Below are 23,256 nucleotides of genomic sequence, written 5' to 3'. Positions count from 1 at the left end.
GAGATGTCCCGCCTCGGACGAGATCGGCTGCCGAGGCGCCGCATCTCGTCCGAAACTCACGATCTCGGCGTCTTCGCTCGAGTGCGCGAGGACGTCCGCACTGCACGCCGACGCGACCCCGCCGCCCGCAGCGCGCTCGAGGTCGTGCTCGGGTACCCGGGCGTGCACGCCGTCTGGGCGCACCGGGTCGCGCACGCATGGTGGCGACGCGGTCTCCGCCTCCCCGCGCGGTTGCTGAGCCAGGCGGCGCGAGTGGCGACGGGCGTCGAGATCCACCCCGGGGCGACGGTCGGCCGGCGGCTCTTCATCGATCACGGCATGGGCGTCGTCATCGGCGAGACCGCACGGATCGGCGACGACTGCCTGCTTTACCACGGCGTCACGCTCGGCGGGAAGTCGGGTCGGCGGGAGCGAAGGCATCCTGCTCTCGGCGACCGCGTCGTCGTCGGAGCGGGTGCGGTTGTGCTCGGGCCAATCGTGCTCGGCTCGGACGTCAGCGTGGGAGCGAACGCCGTAGTGGTCAGGGATGCTCCGGACGGAGCAGTCCTCGTCGGCATTCCGGCCCGCGATCTGCGGGTGCACAGTCACGCCGACGACGCCCTGGTCGACTCCGCGATCCCGGCTGACCCTGAGGCACCGGACACGTCCGCAGATCGCCCCTAGTCGTTCCCCCGCGGCGTGATGTCGCGTGGCGCGCTCTTGATCTGTGCGAAGGCGTCGAGGGCGTGAGCGCGCGTCTCCTTCAGGTCCAGGATCGGCGCCGGATACTCGGTGGAGCCCTGCATCAGGGTGCCCGCGAGCGTCCACGGCTCGTGCACCGCCGACCCCTCGACGTCCGCGAGTTCGGGGACGTTCAGCCGAATGTACTCGCCGTTCGGATCGAACTTGCGTGACTGCGTGACCGGGTTGAAGACGCGGAAGAACGGTGATGCATCAGCGCCGGAGCCGGCGACCCATTGCCAGTTTGCCGCGTTGCTCGCTGGGTCGGCATCGACGAGGGTGTCCCAGAACCACTCCTCGCCCACCCGCCAATCGACGAGCAGATTCTTAATCAGGAACGAGGCGGTGACCATTCGCACCCGGTTGTGCATGTAGCCGGTGCGCCAGAGCTCGCGCATGCCCGCGTCGACCAGCGGATAACCTGTACGGCCCTGATGCCAGGCCTCAACGGCCGCCTCCCCAGGGTGTCCCCAGGGGAAGGAGTCGAAGCGGGTGTCGAAGTTCGCGGTAGCGAGTTCGGGCCAGTGGAAGAGGAGGTGGTAGCAGAACTCACGCCAGAGCACTTCGGAGACAAAGCGCTCGCTGCCCTCGCCGCGGTGCAGTCCCCTCGCGTGGGCTTCCTCCAGCGCATGCCACACCTGGAAGGGGCTCACCTCACCCCAGCGCAGGTGAGCTGACAGGTTCGACGTAGCATCCTGCGCTGGCCGGTCGCGTCCGTCGGCGTACTCGTCCAGTTGCTCCGCGAGGAACGTGTGCAACCGGGCCGTGCCTGCCGTCTCGCCCGGCTCCCAGCGCTCGCGCAGGCCGCCGGCCCAGTCCGGCCGGGTCGGCAGCAGCTCCCAGTCGGCGAGGGAGTCGGACGCGATGTCGCCTGTATACCCGTCGAGCGAGCTGGGGCGGGGGAGTGGTGCGCGGGGAGTCGGCTTGGCGTGGCAGGCGCGCGCGAACGGCGTGTACACCGAGTACGGTCCGCCCGTTCCTGTCTGCACGGTCCACGGCTCGAACAGCAGCGATCCGTGATGGCTCTCGGCCTCGCGGCCGTGGTCGCGCAGCGCCTCCTTAACTGCCGCATCGACGGAGCGCTCGGCCAGGCCGTAGCGGCGGTTCCAGTGCACCGCTCCGGCCTCGATCTCGTCGGCGAGCTGGAGGACGACGGCCTCGGCGGGCCCGCGGCGCAGAATGAGCGGCGCTCCGAGCGCGGCCAGATCGGCCGCGAGAGCCGTGAGACTGCCGTGCAGCCACCAGCGGGAGGCGCCGCCCAGCGGACGGATTCCCGCTGACTCCTCGTCTAGCACGTAGCAGACCACCACCGACTCATCGCGGTCGACCGCGGCGCGAAGGGCGGGATTGTCGGCCAGGCGCAGATCGTCGCGGAGCCAGACGAGAGTGGGGGAGGAGTCGCTCATGATGCTCCCATAATCCGCGAGTCCGTCGCCCGGGCGAAGAGGTGGTCGGCCCGGCCGGCAAGTGCTACCGGAGGGAGTGCGTCAGGAGGAGGCGATCCCGTTGCGCAGTTTGTCGCACAGCGCCCTTAGTTGCCGCAGTTCATCCTCGTTGAGCGCTCCGCCGACCTGTTGCGAGATCGTCTCCATGTGGGTGAGGGCGACGCGGCGAAAGAGCACGTAGCCGGCGTCCGTGATGGCGATGAGCGTGCCGCGGGCGTCGGAGGGGTCCTCGCTCTTCTCCACGTAGCCCCGCGCAACCAGGCGGTCGATCAGGCGACTGACGCTCGGCTGCGTGAGCAGGACGTGCTTGTTGAGGTCACGCAGGCGAGCGCGGCGCTCGGGTTGGCGCGTGAGATTGAAGAGGACATCGTACTCGTTGAGCGAGATTTCCTTCGACGGGAACTCCGCGCTGAGCGCACGCATCACGTGCACCTGGGCTCGGAAGAGTGACTCCCATGCGGCCACGGCCTCTCTTGACCCCACAAAACCTCCCTGTCGTACTCAGGGATCGACTCCCTGGCGTCCAGACGCCGTACAGCCTACGCCGGGGCCCTGGGGAGAAGTGTGCCGGAAATGACAGAAGGCCGGCCGCTGAGGCGCGCGGCCGGCCTTCATTCCCTTGCACCAAGAGTGTCCTGCATTCATTTTCGCGCTTCGCCGCCACAGCAAACGACTGACGCACCTGAACTATATAACGGCGCGGTAACGGTGCAACATCCTCTTTGCTGTGACCTGCCTGAGCCTCCGCGCGTCCGGCCGGTCGCGACGACGAGAACCCCGCCGCCTCAACCCCTGAACATCGCCCGGAGAAGAACCACGTCGTCGCAGCCGCCCCCACTCCTCGCCTCGGTCGCATGCCAGCCGCCCACCCTCAAGGCGAAAGCGAAGAACGCGTGCGAGCGTTCTTCGCGAGCCGGGGGTGCGTCGCTCTGTGGGTCGTGACTATGTGTGGAAGCCGACTGCGGTGGAGCGAGCGCGTGCGCTCGCTCCACAATCCAACTCAGAACAGATCAGGAGATGGCGTCGAGGCGTAGCGGATGGTGACGTCGGCGTGGCGGTCGAAACGGTAGCCGACGCCGCGGACGGTGCGCACGATGTCCTCGTATCGGCCGAGCTTGGCGCGGAGGCGGCGGATGTGCACGTCGATGGTGCGTTCGTTCGGGGCGTCGTCGTCGGTAGTGCCCCAGAGGGAGGCGATGAGCTCGGCGCGCTCGATAGTGCGGCCCTCACGGAGGACGAGGTATTGCAAGAGCTCGAACTCCTTGTAGGTGAGTGCAGTCGTCTCCTCGTCGAGGACGACGCGCTTGCGGGAGATGTCGATGGTGACACCGCCGGGTGCGCGGTCGAGGTCCGGCTCCGCTTCTGCACGGCGCTTCGCGACCGCTGCCGGGTCTTGCAGGGCGAGCCGCACGACATCGACGTCGCGGCCGCCGGCTCCCTGCGGGGCGAGGGCGACGGAGGCCCATGTCTCGGCATCGGGTGCGAGCTGCGCGGTGACACGCTTGAGTTCTTCAACGAGCCGGCCGAGGTCGACGCCGGCGGCGCGAGCTTTGGCCTCGTCGATGCCCACATACAGGGCGAAGCCGCGGGCCTCGGTGCTGTGGGTCACGGCGCGCAGGCGTGGTGCGGTGGGTGCGGTGTTGCGCACCGGCTGGAGGTGGGAAGCGGTGGTGGCGATACGGGCGTGGAGGAGGGTCATGACGAATCCTTGGCTGGGCGGATCCGGGACGAGTGTCCGAGGGAGCGGATCCGGGTGTGCGCAATCGAGCCGGTCCGCGATGAGCGGTTCCGGCAGGGACGGATGCTGAGCATCCAGGGGATCATTCACGCCTGCAACACCTGTCCGATCGACGTGATCGGCTCGATCAGGAGGATCGGAGGGCGGAGGCTGTGCGGAGATCCGGCGAGGTCAGTTCCTCATGCACACATTCGACAGCACATGACGAAGCCATCGGCCATCATCATGCCGGCATTCCCGAAGGCCTCGAGGGAGGTCAGGGCGTGCAGGGTGTCAGTCATGTTTGCCAGTAAAGCGGAGGCGGGTGCCGCGCGTCAACAGTGTTCCGGCGTGGCGGCACTCCGCTTTCGGATTCCTGTCGTGGACGGACAGGCTGGGAGCTGCGCGCGCGGCCCTCAGGGGAGTCAGGGTGTGTACGGGTCTCGGTTCCTCCGGTCTCTCCTACGCAAGCGGACGCAAGAAGCAGAACGACGGCGAGCACACCGGCGGCGTACGTCCTCCGTCTTCCTTCAGCTCTCATCACTGTCGGGAAGTTCTGCCGAGCCGAGGGTGATCAGGGAGCCGAGCTGCGCGGAGCGAACGGGCACGGAACGTGCGCCAGAGATGAGGGAGGAGGAGCGCGCGCGTCCGGCTTCAGCCCGCGAGTCCGTAGAGGCGGTCGCCTGCGTCGCCGAGGCCGGGGACGATGTAGCCGAGTTCGTTGAGCCTCTCATCGAGCGAGCCGAGGACGATCGTTACGTCGCGATCTCCGAACGCCTTCTCGACGGCGGCGACGCCCTCGGGGGCAGCGAGGAGGCAGACGGCGGTGACGTCGACTGCTCCGCGATCAAAGAGGAACTGGATCGCCGCTATCAGTGAGCCTCCCGTGGCGAGCATCGGGTCGAGGACGAAGCACTGACGGTTTGAGAGGTCGTCAGGGAGGCGCTCGGCGTACGTTGTCGGCTCGAGAGTCTCCTCGTTGCGTGCCATGCCGAGGAAGCCGACCTCCGCGGTCGGGATGAGCTTGACCATGCCCTCGAGCATCCCGAGGCCCGCGCGCAGGATCGGTACGACAAGCGGCTGGGGGTCGCTGAGGGCGAGCCCGGTCGTCTGCGTGACGGGGGTCTCGATGGTGACGGTGCGGGTGCGCACGCCACGGGTCGCCTCGTAGGCGAGCAGAGTCATCAGTTCTTCGGCGAGTTGCCGGAAGGTAGGGGACGGAGTGCGCTTGTCGCGCAGCATGGTGAGCTTGTGCGTGATCAGCGGGTGGTCGGCTACATGGACGCGCATAAGCTCAATCTACTCATTGGCCGACGTGCGGCCGCCGCCGCCGGAAGGGGACACGATGCGCGAGAGCGACCTCCGATTCCCGCGCGGCTGTGGCGACTGGATGGGGCTGGCCCTTGAGGAGGCGCGGTGTGCGGCGCAGCGGGGCGACGTCCCGGTCGGCGCCGTGGTCATCGACTCCGACGGCGCGGTGCTCGCACGTGGTCGCAATGAGCGCGAGCTTCGCGCCGATCCCACGGCGCACGCGGAGGTCGTGGCACTGCGCGCCGCGGCCGCGGTGAGAGGCGACTGGCATCTCGAGGGCTGCACCCTCGTCGTCACTCTTGAGCCCTGCGTCCTCTGCGCGGGGGCGATCCTCGCGGCGCGGGTCGAGCGCGTCGTGTTCGGAGCGTGGGACGAGAAGGCGGGAGCCTCCGGTTCGGTGCACGATCTCCTCCGTGACCGCCGGCACAACCACGTCGTCGAGGTGTACCCGGGGGTTCGCGCCGAGGAGAGCTCGCGGCTCCTGCTCTCCTTCTTCGCGGCGCGACGCTGACCGGTACGGGATCGGCGTCGTTCGATCAGCGCTGAGCGGTCAGCCACTCTGCCAGGGCGAGCCGCGTCGCCCCGTGCATCCGCTCGAAACGGCCGGCCGCGACGTCGATCTCGAGCCGGGAGGAGTCGTAGCCCGCCGCCCCCGCGTACTCGGCGTCGCCCTCGAGCCACTGCGCTGCCATCGTGCCGGTCAGCTCTGGATGAAACTGCACGCCGAGCAGCCAGCCGCCGATCGCGAACGCCTCCACCCCGCCCGACGTCGATGACGCCAGCAGCACGGAGCCCACGGGCAGGTCGAAGGTGTCGCCGTGCCACTCCATCACGTCGATCCCTGCGAGGTGCCGCAGGGGTGAGCACTCGCCCTTCTCAGTGAGTGAGGCGGAGCGAAAGCCCACCTCGCGCGTCGCTCCCGGCCGAACGGTTTCGCCCAGCGCGGCAGCGATCAGCTGCGCACCGAAGCACACGCCGAGCGTCGGACGGCGGTGATGGATCCGGTCGTGCAGCAGGGCGATCTCGGGACTGATGAAAGGGTGCCGTGCGGTCTCGTAGACGCCGGCGCTCGAGCCGAGCGTAATGACGAGGTCGGGCGCGAGGATGTCGATCGCGTCGAGGTCGGTGCCCGCGACCACGTCGACCTCACACCCCTGTTCGCGCAGCATGGGCTCGAGCGCGCCCAGGCCAGCGCCGCGCTCGTTGACGATCGCCAGCGCACGCCGCATGTCAAGCACTCCCGTTCGGGGAGGCGGGGGGAGTGCCGGGTCGAGCGGCGATCGGTATGGAGACTCCTGCCGGGTCGATGTCCGGTTCACCGGCGAGCAGCGAGCGGCCGGGGTCGGCGGGAGGCGTCGTCAGGGCGATGCCCTGGTCGGCCAAGAGGGCGGCGCCGAGTCCGGTGCTGCCTTCGAATGCGCTCACAGGGTCTCCTCGGGATCGCCGGTGGGTGATCGGGCCATCCTACGAGGCGGCACCCGCGCCGCGGCGGCCTCGGTCGGGATCCGGTTCGTAGGATGAGCGGATGACTGACGCACCCGTCCTGCTTCCGACCATCGCCGTTCTCGGTCTCGGCTCGATGGGAGGCGCGATCCTGACGGGGCTGCTGGCACCGGGTGTCCATGTCGAGGGCGGAGTCCGCGTGACGAACCGCGATCCTGCGAAGGCCGCGACCTGGGAGGGGCACAGTATGGTGACTGCCTCCGCCACCGCCGACGATCCGGAGGCGAACCGGCGTGCGGTCGACGGCGCTGGGATTGTCCTCGTGGCGGTCAAGCCGCACATGGTGGTCGACCTGCTCGACGAGATCGCGCCGGCGCTCGCCCCTGGGAGCGTCGTCGTGAGCGTTGCGGCCGGAGTGACAGTCGAGACGTTCGAGCGGCACCTGCCCGAGTCTGTTGCTGTGCTGCGTTCGATGCCGAACACTCCGGCGGTGGTCGGCCGCGCAGTGACGGGCCTTAGCGCGGGTACCCGGTCAAGCGGGGAGGATTTGGCGCTTGTCCGCAGGCTGTTCGAGACGGTCGGCGAGGTGGTCGAGGTGCCGGAGTCGCAGCTCGACGCGCTCTCGACGATCTCAGGCTCGGGGCCCGCCTATGTGTTCCTGCTGATCGAGGAGTTGATCGCCGCCGCGGTGGCGAAGGGCTTCACTCCGGAGCAGGCGTCGACCATGGTGGTGGGCACTGTCCGCGGCGCCGCCGAATTGCTCGTCCACTCGGGTGAGGAGCCCGCCGAACTGCGCCGCCGTGTCACCAGCCCGAACGGCACCACCGAGCGCGCGATCGCCGTGCTGCAGGAGGCGGACCTCGCCGCCCTCTTCACCCGCGCGACCGACGCGGCCCTCGCCCGCGCGCGCGAGCTCGCCGCCTCCTGACCCCTGGCCGCGACCCCTCTCGCGAGACGCGTCTTGAGTACGCGACACGCCGGTGCAGACGTGCGGAAGAGGCGGGGGGAGTGTGTGGGAGTGCCGGGCGGTGGTCAGGAGCCGAGGGCCGCGAAGCGCTCGATGTCGCTCGGGGTGCCGCTGACGACGATGAGGTCGTGGTTCGAGACGACGGTCTGTTCGGTCGCGTAGGTGAACGGCTTGCCGGGGCTCTTGACGCCGACGACGGTCACGCGGTGCTTGCGGCGCACGCCCGATTCCGTCAGCGTGAGGCCGCGGATCGGCTTCGGCGGGTACATCTTGGCGAGCACGAAGTCGTCGTCGAACTCGATGAAGTCGAGCATTCGGCCCGAGACCAGGTGCGCTACGCGCTCACCCGCCTCCGCCTCGGGGTAGATGACGTGGTTCGCGCCGATCCGCTCGAGGATCTTGCCGTGCGAGCGCGAGATCGCCTTTGCCCAGATCTGCGGGATCTTAAGATCGACCAGGTTCGCCGTGATCAGCACCGAGGCCTCGATCGAGGAGCCGACCGCCACGACGGCGACCTGGAAATCCTGCGCGCCGATCTGCGCCAGGGCGTCGAGCGAACGGGCGTCGGCCTGCACGGCGTGGGTGACGCGCTCCGACCACTTCTGCACGAGCCCGGCGTCGGCGTCGACGGCGAGGACCTCGCGGTCGAGTCGGTCGAGCTGGCCGGCCGTGGCGGCTCCGAAGCGCCCGAGGCCGATCACCAGCACCGGAGCGTCGTACCTGATGCGGTCAACCAACGATGGGCCTCTCTTCCGGTCGTCTGAACAACTGCCTCCGCTGGCTTGCAGCGAGCGCGGCAGCGAGAGTTACGGTACCAACGCGTCCCATGAACATCGTCAGCGCCAACACGTAGACGCCGGAGGTGGGTAGCTCGGCCGTGAGTCCTGTGGAGAGGCCCGAGGTGGCGAAGGCCGAGATCACGTCGAAGAGGACATGGTCGAGCGAGGCCTTCGTAATGTGCAAGATCAGCACGGACGAAACAGCGACGGTCGTCGCTCCCCACAGCACCACCGAGACAGCCAGGCGCAGCACATCATTCGGGATGCGACGGCCGAACGCCTCCATGTCGTTGTTCCCGCGGGCCTCCGCGAAGGCGGCGAGGAACAGGATCGCCAACGTCGTCACCTTGATGCCGCCCGCGGTCGAGGCCGAGCCGCCGCCGATGAACATCAGCATGTCGGTGACAAGGAGGCTGGAGCCATTCAGGTCCGGTACCGAGATGGTAGAGAAGCCGCCGGAGCGGGTCATTGTCGAGAGGAAGAAGGACTGGAAGACCGTATCGCCGGCATCAAGGGTGCCGAACGTGGTCGGATTGTCGAACTCGAGCACGATGTAGAGGACGGCGCCGGCGACGAGTAGGACCACCGAGGTGACCAGCGTCAGCTTGACGTGCACTGACCACTTGCGTGGGCGCCTCCAGCCGCGGGAGAACGCGTAGATGACGGGGAAGCCGATCGAGCCGAGGAAGACCCCGATCATCAAGATGCCGAGGAACCAGTAGTCGTCCTCGAATGGCGTCAGGCCCGCGGCATTGGGCGAGAAGCCCGTGTTGGTGAATGCCATCGCCGAATAGTAAAAGGAGTGCCAGGCGGCTTCGCCGACCGGGATGCCGTCGATAAGCATCCGCGGGAAGAGGAGGAGAGCGACGATGATCTCGATTGCGGCGGCGCTGATCGCGACCGTGGCGAGCAGGCCGCCGATCTCGCCGAGGCGCACGGCCTGGCCTTCAGCGACGGGCCCGGAGTGGATTCGCAGCGGATTCGAGTCGCTCGCGACCATCAGTTTCGCGCGGAGGCCGAGGCGGCGTGAGATCGCGAGTCCCATGATCGACGCCAGCGTGAGAACGCCGAGCGCGCCGATGTTCACGCCGATGAAGATGATGGAGTGGCCGAACGCCGACCAGTGTGTCGCCATGTCGACCGTTGCGAGGCCGGTGACGCAGATGACCGACATCGCGGTGAAGAAGGCGTCGTGCAGCGGAGTGACGGTGCCATCGGTGCTGGACACCGGCAGAGAGAACAGCAGCGTGAAGACGAGCACGAGCGCCGAGAAGATCAGGATCGCGAAGCGCGAGGGGGAGCGCCCGGCAAAGTCGTCGATGAGATCGCGGGCCCGCTCAAGGCCCGACCACGGCGACAGGGGCGAGACGCCCACGGGGCTGCGGAACTGCTGCCGAACCACCACGGCGGATCCTCCACTCGATCGCGGCCATGCTATCGGCTCGGGAAGCATCGGCCGGAGGGCTGGTTAGCCTGAGCGCATGGCTGACATCTTCGCGGTGATCGCGGACGGCACGCGCCGCGACATCCTCTCCCTGCTGCTCGAGCAGCGCCGAGCGGGCGAGGGCATGAGCGTCTCGCGGATCGTCGCGCGCCTCGAGCTCAGTCAACCGACCGTGTCCAAACATTTGAAAGTGCTGCGGGACGCGGGGCTCGTGACGGTGCGCGAGAGCGGCCAGCACCGCTTTTACGCCCTCGAGTATGGGCCGCTGGAGGAGGTCGAGGACTGGCTGCTGCCCTTCTTTGCCGAGGACGAGGCCGGGAAAGGCGCTCTGCTCGACGCTCCGACCGCGGCACGGGCGGAGTCCCTCGGGCGTGCGCTCGCCGAGCGCACCCATCAGGTCAGCACGGTGGTGCAGGACATTCAGCGCGGCGTCAGCGAGGGGGCGACGAAGGTGGCGGAGGCGCTGCGCATCCGCAAGTGACCCCGACACGGCCCGAGTCGTGTGAGGTCCCGCGTCGTGTAAGCTCGCGGGAGCCAGTTTTTCGTAAGCGGCCGCCCGTCGGGCGGTCGACCCCCTGAACGTTGTGAGGTCTTCGTGGGTTCTGTCATCAAGAAGCGTCGCAAGCGGATGGCGAAGAAGAAGCACCGCAAGCTGCTTCGCAAGACTCGTCACCAGCGTCGCAACAAGAAGTAGGCTCGCGCCTCTTCCCACTCGAGCGTCCGCCTTCACAGGGTCGGGCGCTCGTCTGCGTTCCGGGGCCTTTCACGCTCTGGCGCGAGGTGGCACGGCCGGAGCGCGGCCTTGATCGGGGCCTCTACACTGACCGGATGGTGGGTGTGGAGCTGACGCTGGTGGGCAAACCGGGCTGTCATCTCTGCGACAAGGCGCGCGCCGTGGTCGAGCAGGTGCTCGCCGGGCTCGCGAGCGATCCGACAGCACCGGCCGTCACCCTCAGCGAGGTCTCGATTCTCGAGGATCCCGAGCTGCACGAGCGCTTCGTCGAAGAGATTCCGGTGGTCCTGCTCGACGGGCGTGTCCACACCTACTGGCGCGTTGATCCCGACCGCCTCCGCCGAGCCCTCCTGGAGCACGCATGACTATCCGCCACGTCGTCTCGTGGAAGCTGAACGCCGTCGATCCGGTGCAGCGGGCCGAGCACACCGAGCAGATTTCGGAGGCGCTGCGCGGCCTGCTCCCCATCATCCCCGAGATCGAATCGATGACGATCGGCCGGAACACTCTGTTTCCGAAGGACAACTTCGACATGGTCTTGATCGCGGAGTACGCCGACGCCGAGGGGTTGGAGGCGTACATCGAGCATCCGGAGCATCGCCGCGTGGCCGGCTTCATTCGTCCGCTCGTGCGGGAGCGGGCCTGTGTCGACTTCGAGGTCTGACCCTTGAGCGTCTGAGCCTCGAACCCCTGAGCCTTCGGGGTTGGGGCAGTCCGGGAGCCCGACATGGCCTGTCCCTCTGACGGGGGACGGTCAGGGGCCCGGGAGGCGGCCTTGCCGCTTTAGGCTCTCCTGGGGGAGCGCGTTCTCCTGCGCGCGGACGCAGATCGCCGGCCGCGGGGGAAGGAACAGTCATGCCGTCAGCACATCGCCTCGTCGTGCCCGTCACCGCTATGGCGGCACTCCTTGTCGGGTTGGCCCTTCCACGCGCGGCGGTGGCGGCGCCGACCGTCTCAATGATCACGGCCACGGTCGAGCAGCCGGTCTCGACCGAGGTACCGAGCGTGCCCGGTATCCCTGCGGAGCCGGGAGACGGCGGTTCGGAGCCGGTGCCGGAGGTCCCCGAGGAGTCGAGCATCCCCGGCGTCCCTGTCGAGCCGACCATGCCGGAACAGCCCGTGCCCGGAGATCCGGCGCTCGAGCAGGCGTCGCAACCTGAGCAGCCCAGCCAGCCTCAGCAGCCCAGCCAGCCCGAGCAGCCCAACGCTCCACAGCCCGCCGATCAGGCTCCCGAGAGCGGGCAACCCGGCGGGTCGTCGTCCGGCGGCGGCACCGGAGGCACGTCCGGCAATTACGGCGCTGGCTCCTCCGGCGGCACGGCCACCACGGACGCCGGCGTGACGGCGCCCCGCGTCTCGGCACCCGGTCGCACCACGCTCTCCACCTCGGCTGCAACGAACGTACAGAAATCCCGCACCGCCTCGCAGCCCGCGTCCAGTACCGCGACCGCCTCCGTCTTCCTGTCGCGGCAGACCGACGTGGATCCCGGCTCGCTCACCGTCGAGCTCGCTCGCTTCTACGGCGTCGGCGTCTCGTATGCGGGCTTCGACCCCGACGAGACCGTGACCGCTACCCTCCGTAATCCTGACGGCGGGAGGACGCCGCTGGCGCTGCAGCCGAACGCGGGCACGACCGGCGACGGCACCGCCTCCGTGCCCACCGCGATGATTGCCAAGGCGGGCGCTTACACCGTCGAACTCCCGGGTGACCGCGGATCCACGGCAAAGGTCGGCTTCCGCCTGGCGGACTCTTCGGGAGTCGGCCTCCTCCTCGAGCCGCGCGACTTCGACGGCACTACCACCGAGGCGCCTCGCGGTGCTGTCTGGGGCTTTGACGCGGAGGAGACGGTCGCTGTCGGCGCCTTCCGAACCACAGGTGACCGCGCCGAACTGGCCGCCGGCGATGTTGCAGTGCAGTCGGACGGCATCGGCTGGGCCGAGTTGGTGCTGGGTCACGCGATCGTCGCGGAACCGGACGCCGCCGTTTACTGCATCGTCGCCTTTGGGCGCGACTCGCATCGCACGGCGGCGGTCACCGTGGCCTACCGCGAGGGGGAGAGCACTGCCCCAACCTGGGAGGCGCCGCAGGTGTGCGGCACCGCGATCAGCGCGGCACGCTCCGAGTTCATGACCGCTGCGGTCGAGGCCGGCCCCGCGGGGATCACGCCGATCACGGCCCTGATGCTCGGCGGAGGGGCCGTCGTCGCCTCGCTCCTGGCCTGTGCCGTGGTCCTGTTCGTGCTGCGCCGCCGCCGCGAGAACACCGATCTGTTCATCGGCGGTCCGCTTCCGCGGCAGGAGTGAACCCTTCCGCGCGGAGATTCCCTCGGCGGCGTGCTGCGTGCGGCCTACGGTAGGAGGCGCGTGGGGCCGCGGAAAAGGTAGGTGACCTCGCGCAGGTTGGCCTGGTTCAGCATCAGCATGATGACGCGCGAGAGGCCCATTCCGAAGCCGCCGTGCGGCGGGACGCCGTAGCGGAAGAAGTCGAGGTAGAACTCGAGCTCCTCGGGTTCGAGGCCCTTCTCGCGCGCCTGCTCGATCAGGACGTCGACGCGGTGCTCGCGCTGCGCTCCAGTCGAAATCTCGACGCCGTTATAGATGAGGTCGTAGCTGTTCGTGATCGTCCCGTCGCCCTCGCGGCGCATGTGATAGAACGGCCGGATGCTCGACGCGTAGTCGGTGAGGAACACGAAATCGTGGCCGAACTCCTCTCGCACGTAGGCCGCGATGCGGCGCTCGCCCTCGGGGTCCATGTCGTCGTCGGCGCGGGGCACCTCGTAGCCGCGCTCGGCAACGATGCGCTTTGCCTCTGCAAGCGGGATGCGCGGGAACGGCGTGCTCGGCACCTCCAGGTCGATGTCGAAGAGGGCCTTCATCTCGGCGCCGTGCTTCTCGACGACGGCGGTGAGGCCGGCGACCATGAGCTGCTCGTGCAGTTCCATGACGTCCTCGTGCGACTCGATCCAGGACACCTCGGCGTCAACGCTGGTGAACTCGGTGGCGTGCCGCGAGGTGAAGCTCGGGTCGGCTCGGAACGCGGGCCCCACTTCGAACACCTTGCCGAAGCCGGCGGGCTGCGCCATCTGCTTGAAGAACTGCGGGCTCTGCGCGAGGTACGCCTTGGTCTCGAAGTACTCGACCTCGAAGAGCTCGGCGCGCGACTCCGAGGCGCTCGCCATGAGCTTGGGAGTGTGGATCTCGATGAAGTCGTGCTCGACCCAGTAGGTGCGCAGTGCGTGCTCGAAGGTGGTCTGCACGCGGGCGATGAGGTTCTGCTCGGGGCGGCGCAAGTCGAGGAAGCGCCAGTCCATCCGCTTGTCGATGCCGGAATCGGCTGCGATCGGAGCCTCGGGACGTGAGGCGGCGACGATGTCGAGGGTCTCGAGCTTGACCTCAATGCCGCCGAGCTTCACTCGCTCGTCATGCTTGAGCGCGCCGGTGACCGTGATGAACGAGCCCTGCGTGAGGCCCGAGATGGCCTCGGTGATCGTCAGGCGCTCGGCCGACGCGTCGTCGCCCTCGACGGCCTCACGCACGGCCGGGTTCACGAGCTGCACGGCGCCGGACTCGTCGCGCACAACGACGAACTGCACCTTCTTCTGGTCGCGCACGGTCTCGACCCAGCCGGAGACGCGGACGGGTCCGTCCTCGAGCGCGGCGAGCTTCTTGACGGTGCTTCGGGCAAGGCGGGTCTCGGCGGTCACGGTAGGGGAGTCTACTCGGGGGCCGTCGGCGGGCGCGGGCCGCGTCGCTGGGTCCGCCGTCTCGATCTGCAAGACCTCGTGCGATTTGCAGGGGATCCGCGCTCGAGCGGCCATCCTGCCGCTGGAGCGAGCCCGCAGGCAGCCGATATCCTGCAGATCGCACCCCGGTCCTGGAGATCGCACCCGGTCCTGCAGATCGCACGCGCGCGGCGGGTAGCGTCGCAGGATGAGCACCGCACTGATCACCGGCGCATCCTCGGGCATCGGCCTCGCGTTCGCGCGTGCCTTCGCCCGCCGCGGCTGGAGCCTCGTCCTCGTCGCCCGTGACACGAGCCGGCTCCAGGAGGCGGCGGCCGGCCTGCTCGGCGCCCCGCGCGTCGAGGTCCTGCCCGCCGACCTCGGGGATCGGGAGCAGGTCGAGCGGGTGCGCGCTCGGCTCGTCGATCCGGAGCGGCCCGTGCGGGTGTTGGTCAACAATGCCGGCTTCGGGATCGGCGGGACGTTCGCCGAGCCGAATGTCGCGGCGCACGACCGCGCGTTTGAGGTCATGGTGCGCTCGGTCGCCGTGCTGTCGGGGGCAGCGGCGGAGGCGATGACGGCGCGGGGCGATCCTTACCGTGTCGAGCGTCGCTGGCTTCGTGCACATCGGCCCCTACTCCGCTGTGAAGGCCTGGGCGACCTCGTTTGCTCAGTCGCTCGCCGTCGAGCTGCGGGGCACCGGTGTCCGCTCGGCCGCGCTCTGCCCGGGCTGGGTGCGCACCCAGTTCCACGAGCGGGCGGCGATGGATACCTCGTCGATCCCGTCCTTCCTCTGGCTCGACGCGGATGCGGTGGTGGAGGAGTTCCTCCGTGACGTCGCGCGCGGCGGGGTGGTCTCGGTGCCGTCGTGGCGGTTCGGAGTTCCAATGGCCGTCGTGCGGCACCTGCCCGGCTCCCTGGTGCGTCGGCTCTCGGCGGTGGTGCTGGCGCGCCGCTGATCCCGAGCGCACGTGCGGTTGAGGCGAGCCTTTCCCGACGTTCCCCCGCGCCGGGTTCCGTACACTTGACGTTCGTGGTTGCCGATCAGATCCATCTCGTGCGGCACGGCGAGGTGTTCAACCCCGACCGGGTCCTCTATGGGCGACTCCCGAACTTCCGGCTCTCGGATCTCGGCCACCGCATGGCCCGGACCGCCGCCGACGACTTGCTCACGCGCGGGCGCACCGTCACCGCGCTGGTCGCGTCTCCGCTGCAGCGCACGCAGGAGTCAGCCCAGCCGATCTCGCAGGCGTTCGAGCTCGTGATCAGCACCGACGAGCGCGTGATCGAGCCGAGCAACCGCTTCGAGGGCAAGTCCCTCGCCGCACGCAACTCCGCCCTCAAGAACCCGCGGCACTGGCCGTGGCTCTGCAACCCGTTCGAGCCCAGTTGGGGCGAGCCCTACCTCTCCATCTCGGCGCGGATGTACGCGGCGATTGAGTCGGCGTGGGAGGAGACCACGGAGGGCGATGTGGCGATCGTCAGCCATCAGCTTCCGATTTGGACTGCGCACCGCGCCCTTGCGGGCGAGCGGTTGTTCCACGACCCGCGCAAGCGCCGCTGCGCCCTCTCGAGCATCACCACGCTCGAGCGCCGAGGTAACGGCTTCGTTGAGGTCGGCTACTCCGACCCGGCCGCGGGCCTGCAGGGTTTGGCTACCGACGTAGGAGCCGTCTGATGCGCCGGACCCGGCGGGTGAATCGCCTCGGCGTCGCGGGCGCCCTTGCGCTGGTGGCCGCGCTTGCCCTGACGGGCTGCACCGAGGATCCGCTCGCCGACCAGTACCGCACAGGCAGCAACAAGGGCTACATCTCGGGTGACGGCACGGTCACCGAGATCAGGAGCGACGACCGCGACGATCCGGTCGTCTTCTCGGGAACCGATGAGAATGGTGCGGCCATCAACTCCGCCGACCTCGCCGGGCAGGTCGTCGTCGTTAACTTCTGGTACGCCAGCTGCGCTCCCTGCCGCGCCGAGGCCGCCGACCTCGAGAAGGTGCACTCCGAGTTCGCCGACCAGGGCGTCTCCTTCGTCGGCGTCAACGTGCGCGACCAGGCCCCCACCGCAGCCGCCTTCACCGAGACGTTCGGGCTCGGTTATCCCTCGATTGTCGACACCGATTCCTCGGTGCAGCTCGCCTTCACCGGCACGGTCCCGCCTAACGCCGTGCCCACCACGCTCGTCCTCGACAAGCAGGGGCGTGTCGCGTCGCGCATCCTCGGCCAGCTGCAGGAGGCGTCCATCCTGGCGACCCTCGTCCGCGACACGCTCGCCGAGGGGAAGTAGCGGCGTGGGCGAGATCGTCGTCAGCGGTCAGCTCCTCCTCGCGGTGCCGATCGCGCTGCTCGCGGGGCTCGTATCGTTCGCGTCGCCCTGCGTGCTCCCGCTGGTACCCGGCTACCTCGCCTACGTGGGCGGTTTTGCCGACGCCAGCGAGCGTGCCGTGCGGGGCCGCCGCCGGGTCGTGCTCGGGGTGCTGCTGTTCGTACTCGGCTTCTCGCTGGTGTTCGTTCTCTACGGAGCGGCGGCCGGCACCGTCGGGTTCTGGCTGCGGCAGTACACCGACGTCATCACGCGGGTGCTCGGCGTCGTCGTGATCGCCATGGGGCTCGTCTTCGTCGGCCAGTTCTCGTTCTTGCAGCGCACACTCCGGCCCGGCATCCGTCCCGCGACCGGGCTGATCGGCGCCCCGCTCCTCGGCATCGTGTTCGGCGTGGGCTGGACTCCGTGCCTCGGACCGACGCTCAGTTCGATCCTCGCCCTGAGCTACGGAGTCGGTTCGCCCTGGCGCGGCGCCCTGCTCGCCCTGGTCTATTGCCTCGGGCTCGGCATCCCCTTCCTCCTCGTCGCCTTCGGTTTCAGCTGGGTGACCGGCACGCTCGCGTTCGTGAAGCGTCACATTCGCCTGGTCAACATCACCGGCGGAGTCGCCCTCGTCCTGATCGGAGTCCTGATGGTCACGGGCATCTGGAACACCCTCGTCTACGGATCCCTCTCGGCGGTGATCGATGGCTTCCGGCCGGCAATCTGAGTCGGAGGAGAGCATGCGGCGCCCGGACGAGGCGACGCAGCAGCAGACCGACGCGTCGTTCCGCCCGGCCGATCACTACGACTCCGACGGCTCCGTCACGCAGCCCGCACTCGGGTTCACCGGGTGGCTGCGCTGGATCTGGCGCCAGCTCACCAGCATGCGCACAGCGCTGTTCCTGCTGCTGTTGCTCGCGATCGCGGCGGTGCCCGGCTCGCTCGTGCCCCAGCGCTCCTCCGACCCCAACGGAGTGACGCAGTACTTCGTCGACAACCCGGACCTCGCGCCCCTGCTCGACAAGGTGCAGGCGTTCGACACCTACACCTCGGCCTGGTTCTCGAGCATCTACCTGCTGCTGTTCATCTCGCTGATCGGCTGCATCATCCCGCGCACCCGCCACCACTTCCAGGCGATGCGCTCGCGTCCGCCGCGCACGCCCGCACGCCTGCAGCGCCTCGCCGGTTACACGGTGCGCGAGGTCGAGGGCGCGACGGAGGAGGAGGCCGTTACCTCCGCTCACGCCGTGCTGCGCCGCGCGGGCTACCGGGTCGAGCGGTACGACGATCCGCGCGGGCGCTGGTCGAGCGTCTCGGCCGAGAGAGGCTACCTCCGCGAGACTGGCAACCTCGTGTTCCACTCGGCGCTGGTGGGCATCCTCGTGGCCGTCGGAGTCGGTGGTGGGTTCGGCTACAGCGGCCAGCGCGTGCTGGTCGAGGGCTCGCAGGGCTTCGCGAACAACCTCGCCGCCTACGACTCCTTCAACCCGGGCCGCTTCTTCGACAGTAGCCAGCTCGACCCGTACCAGCTGACGCTCGACGGCCTCGATGTGAAGTACGAGGAGCAGAACCAGTCGGCGCTCGGCCAGCCGGTCGACTTCACCGCGCACGTCACCACGACCGAGCGTGGCGGCGGCTCCGAGGACCGAACCATCAAGGTGAACGACCCGCTCGCGATCGGTGGGACGAACGTCTACCTGCTCGGCAACGGCTACGCGCCGACGATCACGGTGCGCGACCCCTCCGGCAGAGCGATCTTCACCGACTCCGTGCCGTTCCTCCCGCAGGATGCCAACCTCACCTCGGTGGGCGTCATCAAGGTGCCGGATGGGCTCTCGGAGCAGCTCGGGCTGACCGGGTTCTTCTACCCGACACAGGACGAGCTGCCCTCCGGTGCCTCGACCTCCATCTTCCCGGATCTGCAGTACCCGGTGCTCTCGCTCAATGTCTTCGCGGGCGACCTCGGGCTCGACGGCGGAGTGCCCACCTCCGTCTACGTGCTCAACACCGACTCGCTGACCCGGCTCACCGGCGGGAGCACAGGGGTCGCGCCGATCAGCCTCAAGCCCGGCGACACGGCCCAGCTGCCGAACGGGCTCGGCACCGTGACCTTCGAGAACGTCGGAGCGGATCCGACACGCATCGGCACCGACAGCGTGAAGCGCTTCGCCTCGTTCGACATCCACCACGACGCGACTCAGGGCTGGGTGCTGCTGTTCGCGATCCTGGTGCTGGCGGGCCTGCTCACCTCGTTGTTCGTGCCGCGGCGGCGCGTCTGGCTGAAAGCGACGAAGCAGGATGACGGCGGACTGCTGCTCGAGTACGCGGGGCTCGCCCGCGGCGAGGACCCGCAGCTGGTGCGCGCCGTGCGGACGGTCGCGGACCGCCACGCTCCGCTCGACTGACCGCAGCGGCTGCGCCTCTCGCGAAATGTCGCGAGATGCCCACTTTCGGACACGCGCGAACGCGAATTTCGCGAGATGCGGCGAGGCGGACGAGATCGCCCGCCGCGGCGTACCATCTCGTCCGTCCGCGAGCATCTCGCGACATTTCGCGGGAGGGGTGGGCAGGGGGCAGGTGGGGCGGGGGAGCGATTACCCTGGGGAGGTGATCGCGACCCTCTCGCAGTACTCGGTGCTGTGCCTCTCCTCCGCTATGGGCGTCTACGCGCTGGCGTTCATTTTCTTCGCGGTCGACCTCGCCCGCCGCGCTTCCGTGGCCGACGGCGAATCGATCGAGGTGATTCAGGAGGCGGAGCGCGTCGCCTCCGCGGCTGCCGCCGACCGCGCTGCCAACGGCAGGGCCACGGTCGCCACCGTCGGCTCGGGACGCACCGCCACACTCTCGCGCCTCGGCAGTCGGGTTGAGGATGAGGTCTACGCCGCTCCCGCTCGCTCGACAGCCATGCGCGTCGGATTCTCTCTCACACTGCTCGCGTTCGTGCTTCACCTCGCCGCGACCGTCCTTCGAGGCATCGCCGCCGGCCGTGTTCCCTGGGCCAACATGTACGAGTTCTCGATGACCGGGACGCTCATCATCATCGGCGTCTTCCTCGCGGTGCAGGTGCGCTGGGACCTCCGCTTCCTCGGCGCTTTCGTCACCGGTCTCGTCCTGGTGCTGCTCGGAGTCGCGATCGTCAACTACTACGTCGCCGTCGTCCCGCTCCCGCCGGCACTGCAGTCGTACTGGCTTGTCATTCACGTGCTCGTCGCGATCCTCGGCACCGCTTTCTTTGCCCTCGGCTTCGCGCTCTCGGTCACCCAGCTGCTCCAGGCGCGGAGGGAGGTGTCGGGCGACAGCCCCCGCTCCGTCCTCCGCTTCCTCCGCACCCTGCCGGGTTCGCTCACCCTCGAGAACCTCGCCTACCGCGTCACGATCATCGGCTTCATTCTCTGGACCTTCACCCTCATCGCCGGCGCCGTCTGGGCCGAGAAGGCTTGGGGCCGCTACTGGGGCTGGGACACCAAGGAGGTCTGGACCTTCATCATCTGGACGATCTACGCCGGCTACATCCACGCTCGCGCCACCCGCGGCTGGCGCGGCACCCCCTCCGCCTGGCTCGCGATCGTCGGTTTCGCGGCCGTCATGTTCAATTTCGGCGTCGTCAACGTGTTCTTCAAGGGGCTCCACGCCTACTCCGGCCTCGACACCGGCATGTGATCGGCGGGCTCTGGCGGGGCCGCTCGCGGCGTTGTCGGCGACGACCGTAGCGTCGCTACGGCCGTCGCCTCCGCCTTGCGATCGACCCCGCCAGAGCCCGCCGACTCCCTTCAGCAGGTGCGGGAGCACGGGACGGCGCGCTGCGCGGGCGCGGTGGAGGAGTGGGGGAGTGAGAAAGGGCGCGCAGTGGATGGAGTGAATCCGTGTCGTCCCGTGAGTGCGTCTGACCAAGGTTGACAGGGCGGACGAGAGGGGATTGGGGGCGTACCGGGGCCTTCTGGCCTCGGTTGCGCGCGAAGGGCGTCAGCGCGGGGTGATCACCTCCATGAGGTGGGGGGTGAAGGGGGCCTCGAGAGCGAGGACGACACGGGTGCGGGCGTTCTTGGGGTGGACCCCGCGGTAGATGCCGCGCAGGTCCGCGATGGTCTGCCCGCGACCGGGACCGGAGCCGGCGTCGACCTCGACGTGCACGTGCGGCGCGGAGGCGAGACCCACCGCGTCGACGGCGATCGCGGCAGCCATCGGATCATGCATGGCCGCCGTGCGCTCGCCCAAGTGGCCGAGGTAGAAGTCGAAGTAGTAGCCGAGCGCCTGCCCGATGGCCTGCGACAGCGGGTCGGGCGAATTAAGCAGCACCGATCGGTGCTCCTCCGTCATCAGGTGGCGCATCGTCACGTCGAGGGGGACGAGGGTCAGGTTCCAGCTGGCGGCGACGACCTCGGCGGCTGCGGCGGGATCGTGCCAGATGTTCGCCTCCGCGACGGCGGTGACGTTGCCGGGCACCAGCGCGGCTCCGCCCATCACGGTCACCGAGTGCAGGAGCGACGGCAGCTCGGGGTGCGCGCGCAGGGCGAGCGCGAGGTTCGTGAGCGGGCCGATCGCGACCAGCCGCAACTCGCCCTCGTGCTCACGGGCGAGGCGGAGGAGCAGGTCGGCCGGATCCTCGTTGACCGGCTCGCCGCCCGCGGGCAGCTCGACCCCGCCGACCCCGTCGTCGCCGTGCACATGCGGCGAGCCGCCGACGTAGTCCTCCTCGAGGAAGTGGTGTGCGCCTACCGCGACCGGGACGTCGTCGCACCCCGCAAGGGCGAGCAGGCCGAGGCTATTGACGGCGGCCCGCCGGGCGTCGGTGTTGCCGCTGACCGTGCTGATCCCGACGAGCCGAGCGCGCGGCGAGCGGAGCAGGTACGCGAGCGCGAGCGCGTCGTCGATGCCGGTGTCGCAGTCGAGGAAAACGGGGACGGTCGGTGCGGTCACGGGACTCCGATGCTCACGGGCGGGGGTGCGGTCAGTCGTCCCACGAGCCGCTCGCGGGAGGCAGGCCCACTGACGCCAGCAGGCCGGGGAAACGGCCGTCGATAACCGCATCTCGTCGTGTGATCCGCCGGTGGTTCCCGACGACCTCGGTATGCAGGAGTCCCGCTTCGCGCAGGACTGTGAAGTGGTGCGACATGGTGCTCTTGCCGACGCCGAGATCGAGGTCTCCGCAGAAGAGCGGCCCGTCCGAGCCGATCCGCCGCAGAACTTCGCGTCGGATGTCGTCAGCGAGTGCAGCGAGCACCCGTCCCACCTCGAGCTCCGCGGGCAGCGGGTGATGGAGCGAAGGACCGGCGCTCATCAGAACTCCTTTCCTCGCCGCGCTCTCACTATAAGGCGCCAAATATGAGGAAAAGCCGACCCAGCTCTGACCGATCTAGTTCGATGAACACCGAACTGGAATCGACGAGGAGGCAACGCTTGCTGACCGGGCCGTCGACACCCCGTGCAACCACGTCCACTCCCTGTTGAAGGAGGAGCTGTTGAAGGAGGAGCCTTCCTTGTCTGCACCATCGCTTTCCCTCCACGTCCCTGAGAGCCGCGTGAGATTCTTCGCGTTCGCCACCCTCTTCGTTATCGGTACCGACACCTTTTTGACGGCTCCGCTTCTTCCCCTGCTCCAGATGGAGTTCGGCGTGGATGTCGAGCGAGCCGGTTGGCTCGTCTCCGCCTACGCGCTCGGTTACGCACTCTTCGCCCTGGTATCCGGACCCCTGTCCGATCGGGTTGACCGGCGGAAGGTCCTGCTCATCGGGGTGGTCGGCTTCACTGTCTTCACGGCCTCGTGCGGAGTCGCGTGGGACTTCTGGTCCCTCTGCGCAGCGCGGTTCCTCGCCGGCGTGGCTGCGGCGTTCGTGACGCCTCAGATCTGGGCGTCCATCCCGGTCTTGGTCCCGCGAGCAGCGATCGTCCGCACGATGGGCGCGGCGACCGCCGGACTCGCGATCGCTCAGGTGGCGGGCATCCCCCTGGGGTCCTTCCTCTCGGCGTTGGGATGGCGGCTGCCGTTCTTCGCGATCGCGGCGTTCGGAGTACTGCTTTGGTTCCTTCTCTTCGCAGTGTTCCCGCACGTGGCCCCGCTGGGTGCTGCGAGTTCCGGTTTCTTCGCGCCGTATGGCATCGTGATGCGGTCACGGCCGCTCCTTCTCTCGCTCCTCGCCTATCTCGTCTTCCAGACGGGGAACTTCACCGGGCTCTCCTTCATCGGATCATGGTTCGCGAGGGACTTCGGCGCGAGTCAGCTGCTGATCAGCGCAACCATGGTCGTGATCGGTATCGGCAATGCCGTTGGATCGCTGGCCGGAGCCCGGGTGGTCGGGCTGCTCGGGCAGCGCAGGTCCCTCCTCTTTGGGGTGATCGCCCTCGGGTGCGCCTACATCCTCGCTGGCTGCGCGAACGATGTCTGGCTCGCGGCCGGAGTTCTCGCGCTGGGCATGCTCGTCGCAGGCTTCCTCTTCCCGGTCCTGATGACGCAGCTCCAGAGCCACGTTGAGGGGGCGAGAGGAACAGTGAGCGCGCTGTCCAACTCCGCCATGTACATCGGCGTCACGGTCGGAGGCGTCGCCGGTGGTCCGCTCATCGCAAGCGGCCTGGGATTTCTGGGCATCGGTCTCTTCATGATGGCCTGCTTCCTCGTCGCGCTCCTCGCCTTTGCGACCAGCGGAGCGTTCCGCGACCGCTCGTAACGCAGCAGG

25 protein-coding genes and 1 pseudogene are annotated in these 23,256 nt (G+C 68.7%); 15 read left to right on the top strand and 11 right to left on the bottom strand.

Annotation, left to right across the window (positions count from 1 at the left end):
* Positions 1-3 precede the first annotated feature (3 nt).
* Positions 4-663, top strand: a complete 660-nt coding sequence (gene epsC / locus HRF29_RS07610; RefSeq protein ID WP_173247056.1) for a serine O-acetyltransferase EpsC — start codon at positions 4-6, stop codon at positions 661-663.
* Here epsC and HRF29_RS07605 read toward each other — a convergent pair.
* The 4 genes from HRF29_RS07605 to upp all read right to left on the bottom strand — a co-directional run bounded on the left by HRF29_RS07605 (position 660) and on the right by upp (position 5,172).
* On the bottom strand, positions 660-2,126 hold the full coding sequence (locus HRF29_RS07605; protein WP_173247054.1) for a cryptochrome/photolyase family protein: 1,467 nt from the start codon (positions 2,124-2,126) through the stop codon (positions 660-662). The two genes, epsC and HRF29_RS07605, sit on opposite strands and share 4 nt — an antisense overlap.
* Positions 2,127-2,207: 81 nt before the next feature.
* Complete coding sequence (locus tag HRF29_RS07600; RefSeq protein WP_173247051.1) at positions 2,208-2,588, bottom strand: MarR family winged helix-turn-helix transcriptional regulator; 381 nt, start codon at positions 2,586-2,588, stop codon at positions 2,208-2,210.
* Positions 2,589-3,165: 577 nt separating this feature from the next.
* Complete coding sequence (locus HRF29_RS07595; protein ID WP_173247048.1) at positions 3,166-3,864, bottom strand: winged helix-turn-helix domain-containing protein; 699 nt, start codon at positions 3,862-3,864, stop codon at positions 3,166-3,168.
* Positions 3,865-4,536: 672 nt separating this feature from the next.
* The gene (gene upp / locus HRF29_RS07590; protein WP_173247045.1) at positions 4,537-5,172 is read right to left on the bottom strand and encodes a uracil phosphoribosyltransferase; all 636 of its coding nucleotides are present in this window, start codon (positions 5,170-5,172) and stop codon (positions 4,537-4,539) included.
* 55 nt (positions 5,173-5,227) lie between these two features.
* On the opposite strand from upp, the gene HRF29_RS07585 reads away from it, so the two are divergent.
* Complete coding sequence (locus tag HRF29_RS07585; protein ID WP_246226818.1) at positions 5,228-5,704, top strand: nucleoside deaminase; 477 nt, start codon at positions 5,228-5,230, stop codon at positions 5,702-5,704.
* A 25-nt stretch (positions 5,705-5,729) separates the two neighbouring features.
* Here the strand turns inward: HRF29_RS07585 and HRF29_RS07580 are convergent, their stop codons facing one another.
* Together HRF29_RS07580 and HRF29_RS07575 are read right to left on the bottom strand one after the other, a co-directional pair.
* Complete coding sequence (locus HRF29_RS07580; protein ID WP_173247042.1) at positions 5,730-6,422, bottom strand: glutamine amidotransferase-related protein; 693 nt, start codon at positions 6,420-6,422, stop codon at positions 5,730-5,732.
* A 1-nt stretch (position 6,423) separates the two neighbouring features.
* Positions 6,424-6,618 (bottom strand): hypothetical protein, encoded by a 195-nt coding sequence (locus HRF29_RS07575; protein WP_173247039.1) that lies wholly within the window; start codon positions 6,616-6,618, stop codon positions 6,424-6,426.
* Positions 6,619-6,718: 100 nt separating this feature from the next.
* Here HRF29_RS07575 and proC point away from each other — a divergent pair, with 100 nt between their 5' ends.
* Positions 6,719-7,564 carry a pyrroline-5-carboxylate reductase gene (gene proC, locus HRF29_RS07570; protein ID WP_173247036.1) on the top strand — a complete coding sequence of 282 codons (846 nt, stop codon included), beginning with the start codon at positions 6,719-6,721 and terminating at the stop codon, positions 7,562-7,564.
* A 104-nt stretch (positions 7,565-7,668) separates the two neighbouring features.
* Here the strand turns inward: proC and HRF29_RS07565 are convergent, their stop codons facing one another.
* A complete protein-coding gene (locus HRF29_RS07565) occupies positions 7,669-8,340 on the bottom strand; it encodes a potassium channel family protein (protein WP_055790397.1) in 672 nt (223 codons plus the stop codon).
* Complete coding sequence (locus HRF29_RS07560) at positions 8,333-9,742, bottom strand: TrkH family potassium uptake protein (RefSeq protein WP_246226877.1); 1,410 nt, start codon at positions 9,740-9,742, stop codon at positions 8,333-8,335. Before HRF29_RS07560 ends, HRF29_RS07565 begins: the two co-directional genes overlap by 8 nt.
* Positions 9,743-9,863: 121 nt before the next feature.
* On the opposite strand from HRF29_RS07560, the gene HRF29_RS07555 reads away from it, so the two are divergent.
* The 5 genes from HRF29_RS07555 (at position 9,864) to HRF29_RS07535 (ending at position 12,863) form a co-directional block, all read left to right on the top strand.
* The gene (locus HRF29_RS07555; RefSeq protein ID WP_173247030.1) at positions 9,864-10,307 is read left to right on the top strand and encodes an ArsR/SmtB family transcription factor; all 444 of its coding nucleotides are present in this window, start codon (positions 9,864-9,866) and stop codon (positions 10,305-10,307) included.
* 114 nt (positions 10,308-10,421) lie between these two features.
* A complete protein-coding gene (locus HRF29_RS07550; RefSeq protein ID WP_003792170.1) occupies positions 10,422-10,520 on the top strand; it encodes a 30S ribosomal protein bS22 in 99 nt (32 codons plus the stop codon).
* A gap of 134 nt (positions 10,521-10,654) precedes the next feature.
* Positions 10,655-10,924: a glutaredoxin family protein gene (locus HRF29_RS07545; RefSeq protein WP_173247027.1), complete on the top strand. Its 270-nt coding sequence runs from the start codon at positions 10,655-10,657 to the stop codon at positions 10,922-10,924.
* Positions 10,921-11,223 carry a Dabb family protein gene (locus HRF29_RS07540; protein ID WP_173247024.1) on the top strand — a complete coding sequence of 101 codons (303 nt, stop codon included), beginning with the start codon at positions 10,921-10,923 and terminating at the stop codon, positions 11,221-11,223. The genes HRF29_RS07545 and HRF29_RS07540 overlap by 4 nt, the downstream gene beginning before the upstream one ends.
* Before the next feature lie 191 nt (positions 11,224-11,414).
* Positions 11,415-12,863: a hypothetical protein gene (locus HRF29_RS07535; protein WP_173247021.1), complete on the top strand. Its 1,449-nt coding sequence runs from the start codon at positions 11,415-11,417 to the stop codon at positions 12,861-12,863.
* Between the two features lie 44 nt (positions 12,864-12,907).
* Here HRF29_RS07535 and aspS read toward each other — a convergent pair whose 3' ends face one another.
* Positions 12,908-14,263: an aspartate--tRNA(Asn) ligase gene (gene aspS / locus HRF29_RS07530; protein WP_343043687.1), complete on the bottom strand. Its 1,356-nt coding sequence runs from the start codon at positions 14,261-14,263 to the stop codon at positions 12,908-12,910.
* A 226-nt stretch (positions 14,264-14,489) separates the two neighbouring features.
* On the opposite strand from aspS, the pseudogene HRF29_RS07525 reads away from it, so the two are divergent.
* The 6 genes and pseudogenes from HRF29_RS07525 to ccsB all read left to right on the top strand — a co-directional run bounded on the left by HRF29_RS07525 (position 14,490) and on the right by ccsB (position 20,245).
* Positions 14,490-15,240: pseudogene (locus tag HRF29_RS07525) on the top strand (SDR family NAD(P)-dependent oxidoreductase).
* Positions 15,241-15,314: 74 nt separating this feature from the next.
* Entirely contained in the window at positions 15,315-15,959 is a 645-nt protein-coding gene (locus HRF29_RS07520) for a histidine phosphatase family protein (RefSeq protein WP_173247015.1), read from the top strand.
* On the top strand, positions 15,959-16,567 hold the full coding sequence (locus HRF29_RS07515) for a TlpA family protein disulfide reductase (RefSeq protein WP_173247012.1): 609 nt from the start codon (positions 15,959-15,961) through the stop codon (positions 16,565-16,567). The genes HRF29_RS07520 and HRF29_RS07515 overlap by 1 nt, the downstream gene beginning before the upstream one ends.
* Positions 16,568-16,571: 4 nt before the next feature.
* On the top strand, positions 16,572-17,312 hold the full coding sequence (locus HRF29_RS07510) for a cytochrome c biogenesis CcdA family protein (protein ID WP_343043686.1): 741 nt from the start codon (positions 16,572-16,574) through the stop codon (positions 17,310-17,312).
* 13 nt (positions 17,313-17,325) lie between these two features.
* Complete coding sequence (gene resB / locus HRF29_RS07505) at positions 17,326-18,990, top strand: cytochrome c biogenesis protein ResB (RefSeq protein ID WP_173247009.1); 1,665 nt, start codon at positions 17,326-17,328, stop codon at positions 18,988-18,990.
* 202 nt (positions 18,991-19,192) lie between these two features.
* Positions 19,193-20,245 (top strand): c-type cytochrome biogenesis protein CcsB, encoded by a 1,053-nt coding sequence (gene ccsB / locus HRF29_RS07500; protein ID WP_425503111.1) that lies wholly within the window; start codon positions 19,193-19,195, stop codon positions 20,243-20,245.
* 303 nt (positions 20,246-20,548) lie between these two features.
* Here the strand turns inward: ccsB and HRF29_RS07495 are convergent, their stop codons facing one another.
* A complete protein-coding gene (locus HRF29_RS07495) occupies positions 20,549-21,502 on the bottom strand; it encodes a nucleoside hydrolase (protein ID WP_173247006.1) in 954 nt (317 codons plus the stop codon).
* A gap of 31 nt (positions 21,503-21,533) precedes the next feature.
* Entirely contained in the window at positions 21,534-21,863 is a 330-nt protein-coding gene (locus tag HRF29_RS07490) for an ArsR/SmtB family transcription factor (protein WP_173247003.1), read from the bottom strand.
* Positions 21,864-22,104: 241 nt separating this feature from the next.
* On the opposite strand from HRF29_RS07490, the gene HRF29_RS07485 reads away from it, so the two are divergent.
* A complete protein-coding gene (locus HRF29_RS07485; RefSeq protein ID WP_173247000.1) occupies positions 22,105-23,247 on the top strand; it encodes an MFS transporter in 1,143 nt (380 codons plus the stop codon).
* Positions 23,248-23,256 lie beyond the last annotated feature (9 nt).

Source organism: Rathayibacter agropyri, assembly GCF_013249015.1.
GTDB classification, from domain to species: Bacteria; Actinomycetota; Actinomycetes; order Actinomycetales; family Microbacteriaceae; genus Rathayibacter; species Rathayibacter agropyri.
The sequence above is the reverse complement of the archived record's forward strand: the minus strand, read 5'-3'. Positions and strand labels throughout refer to the sequence as shown.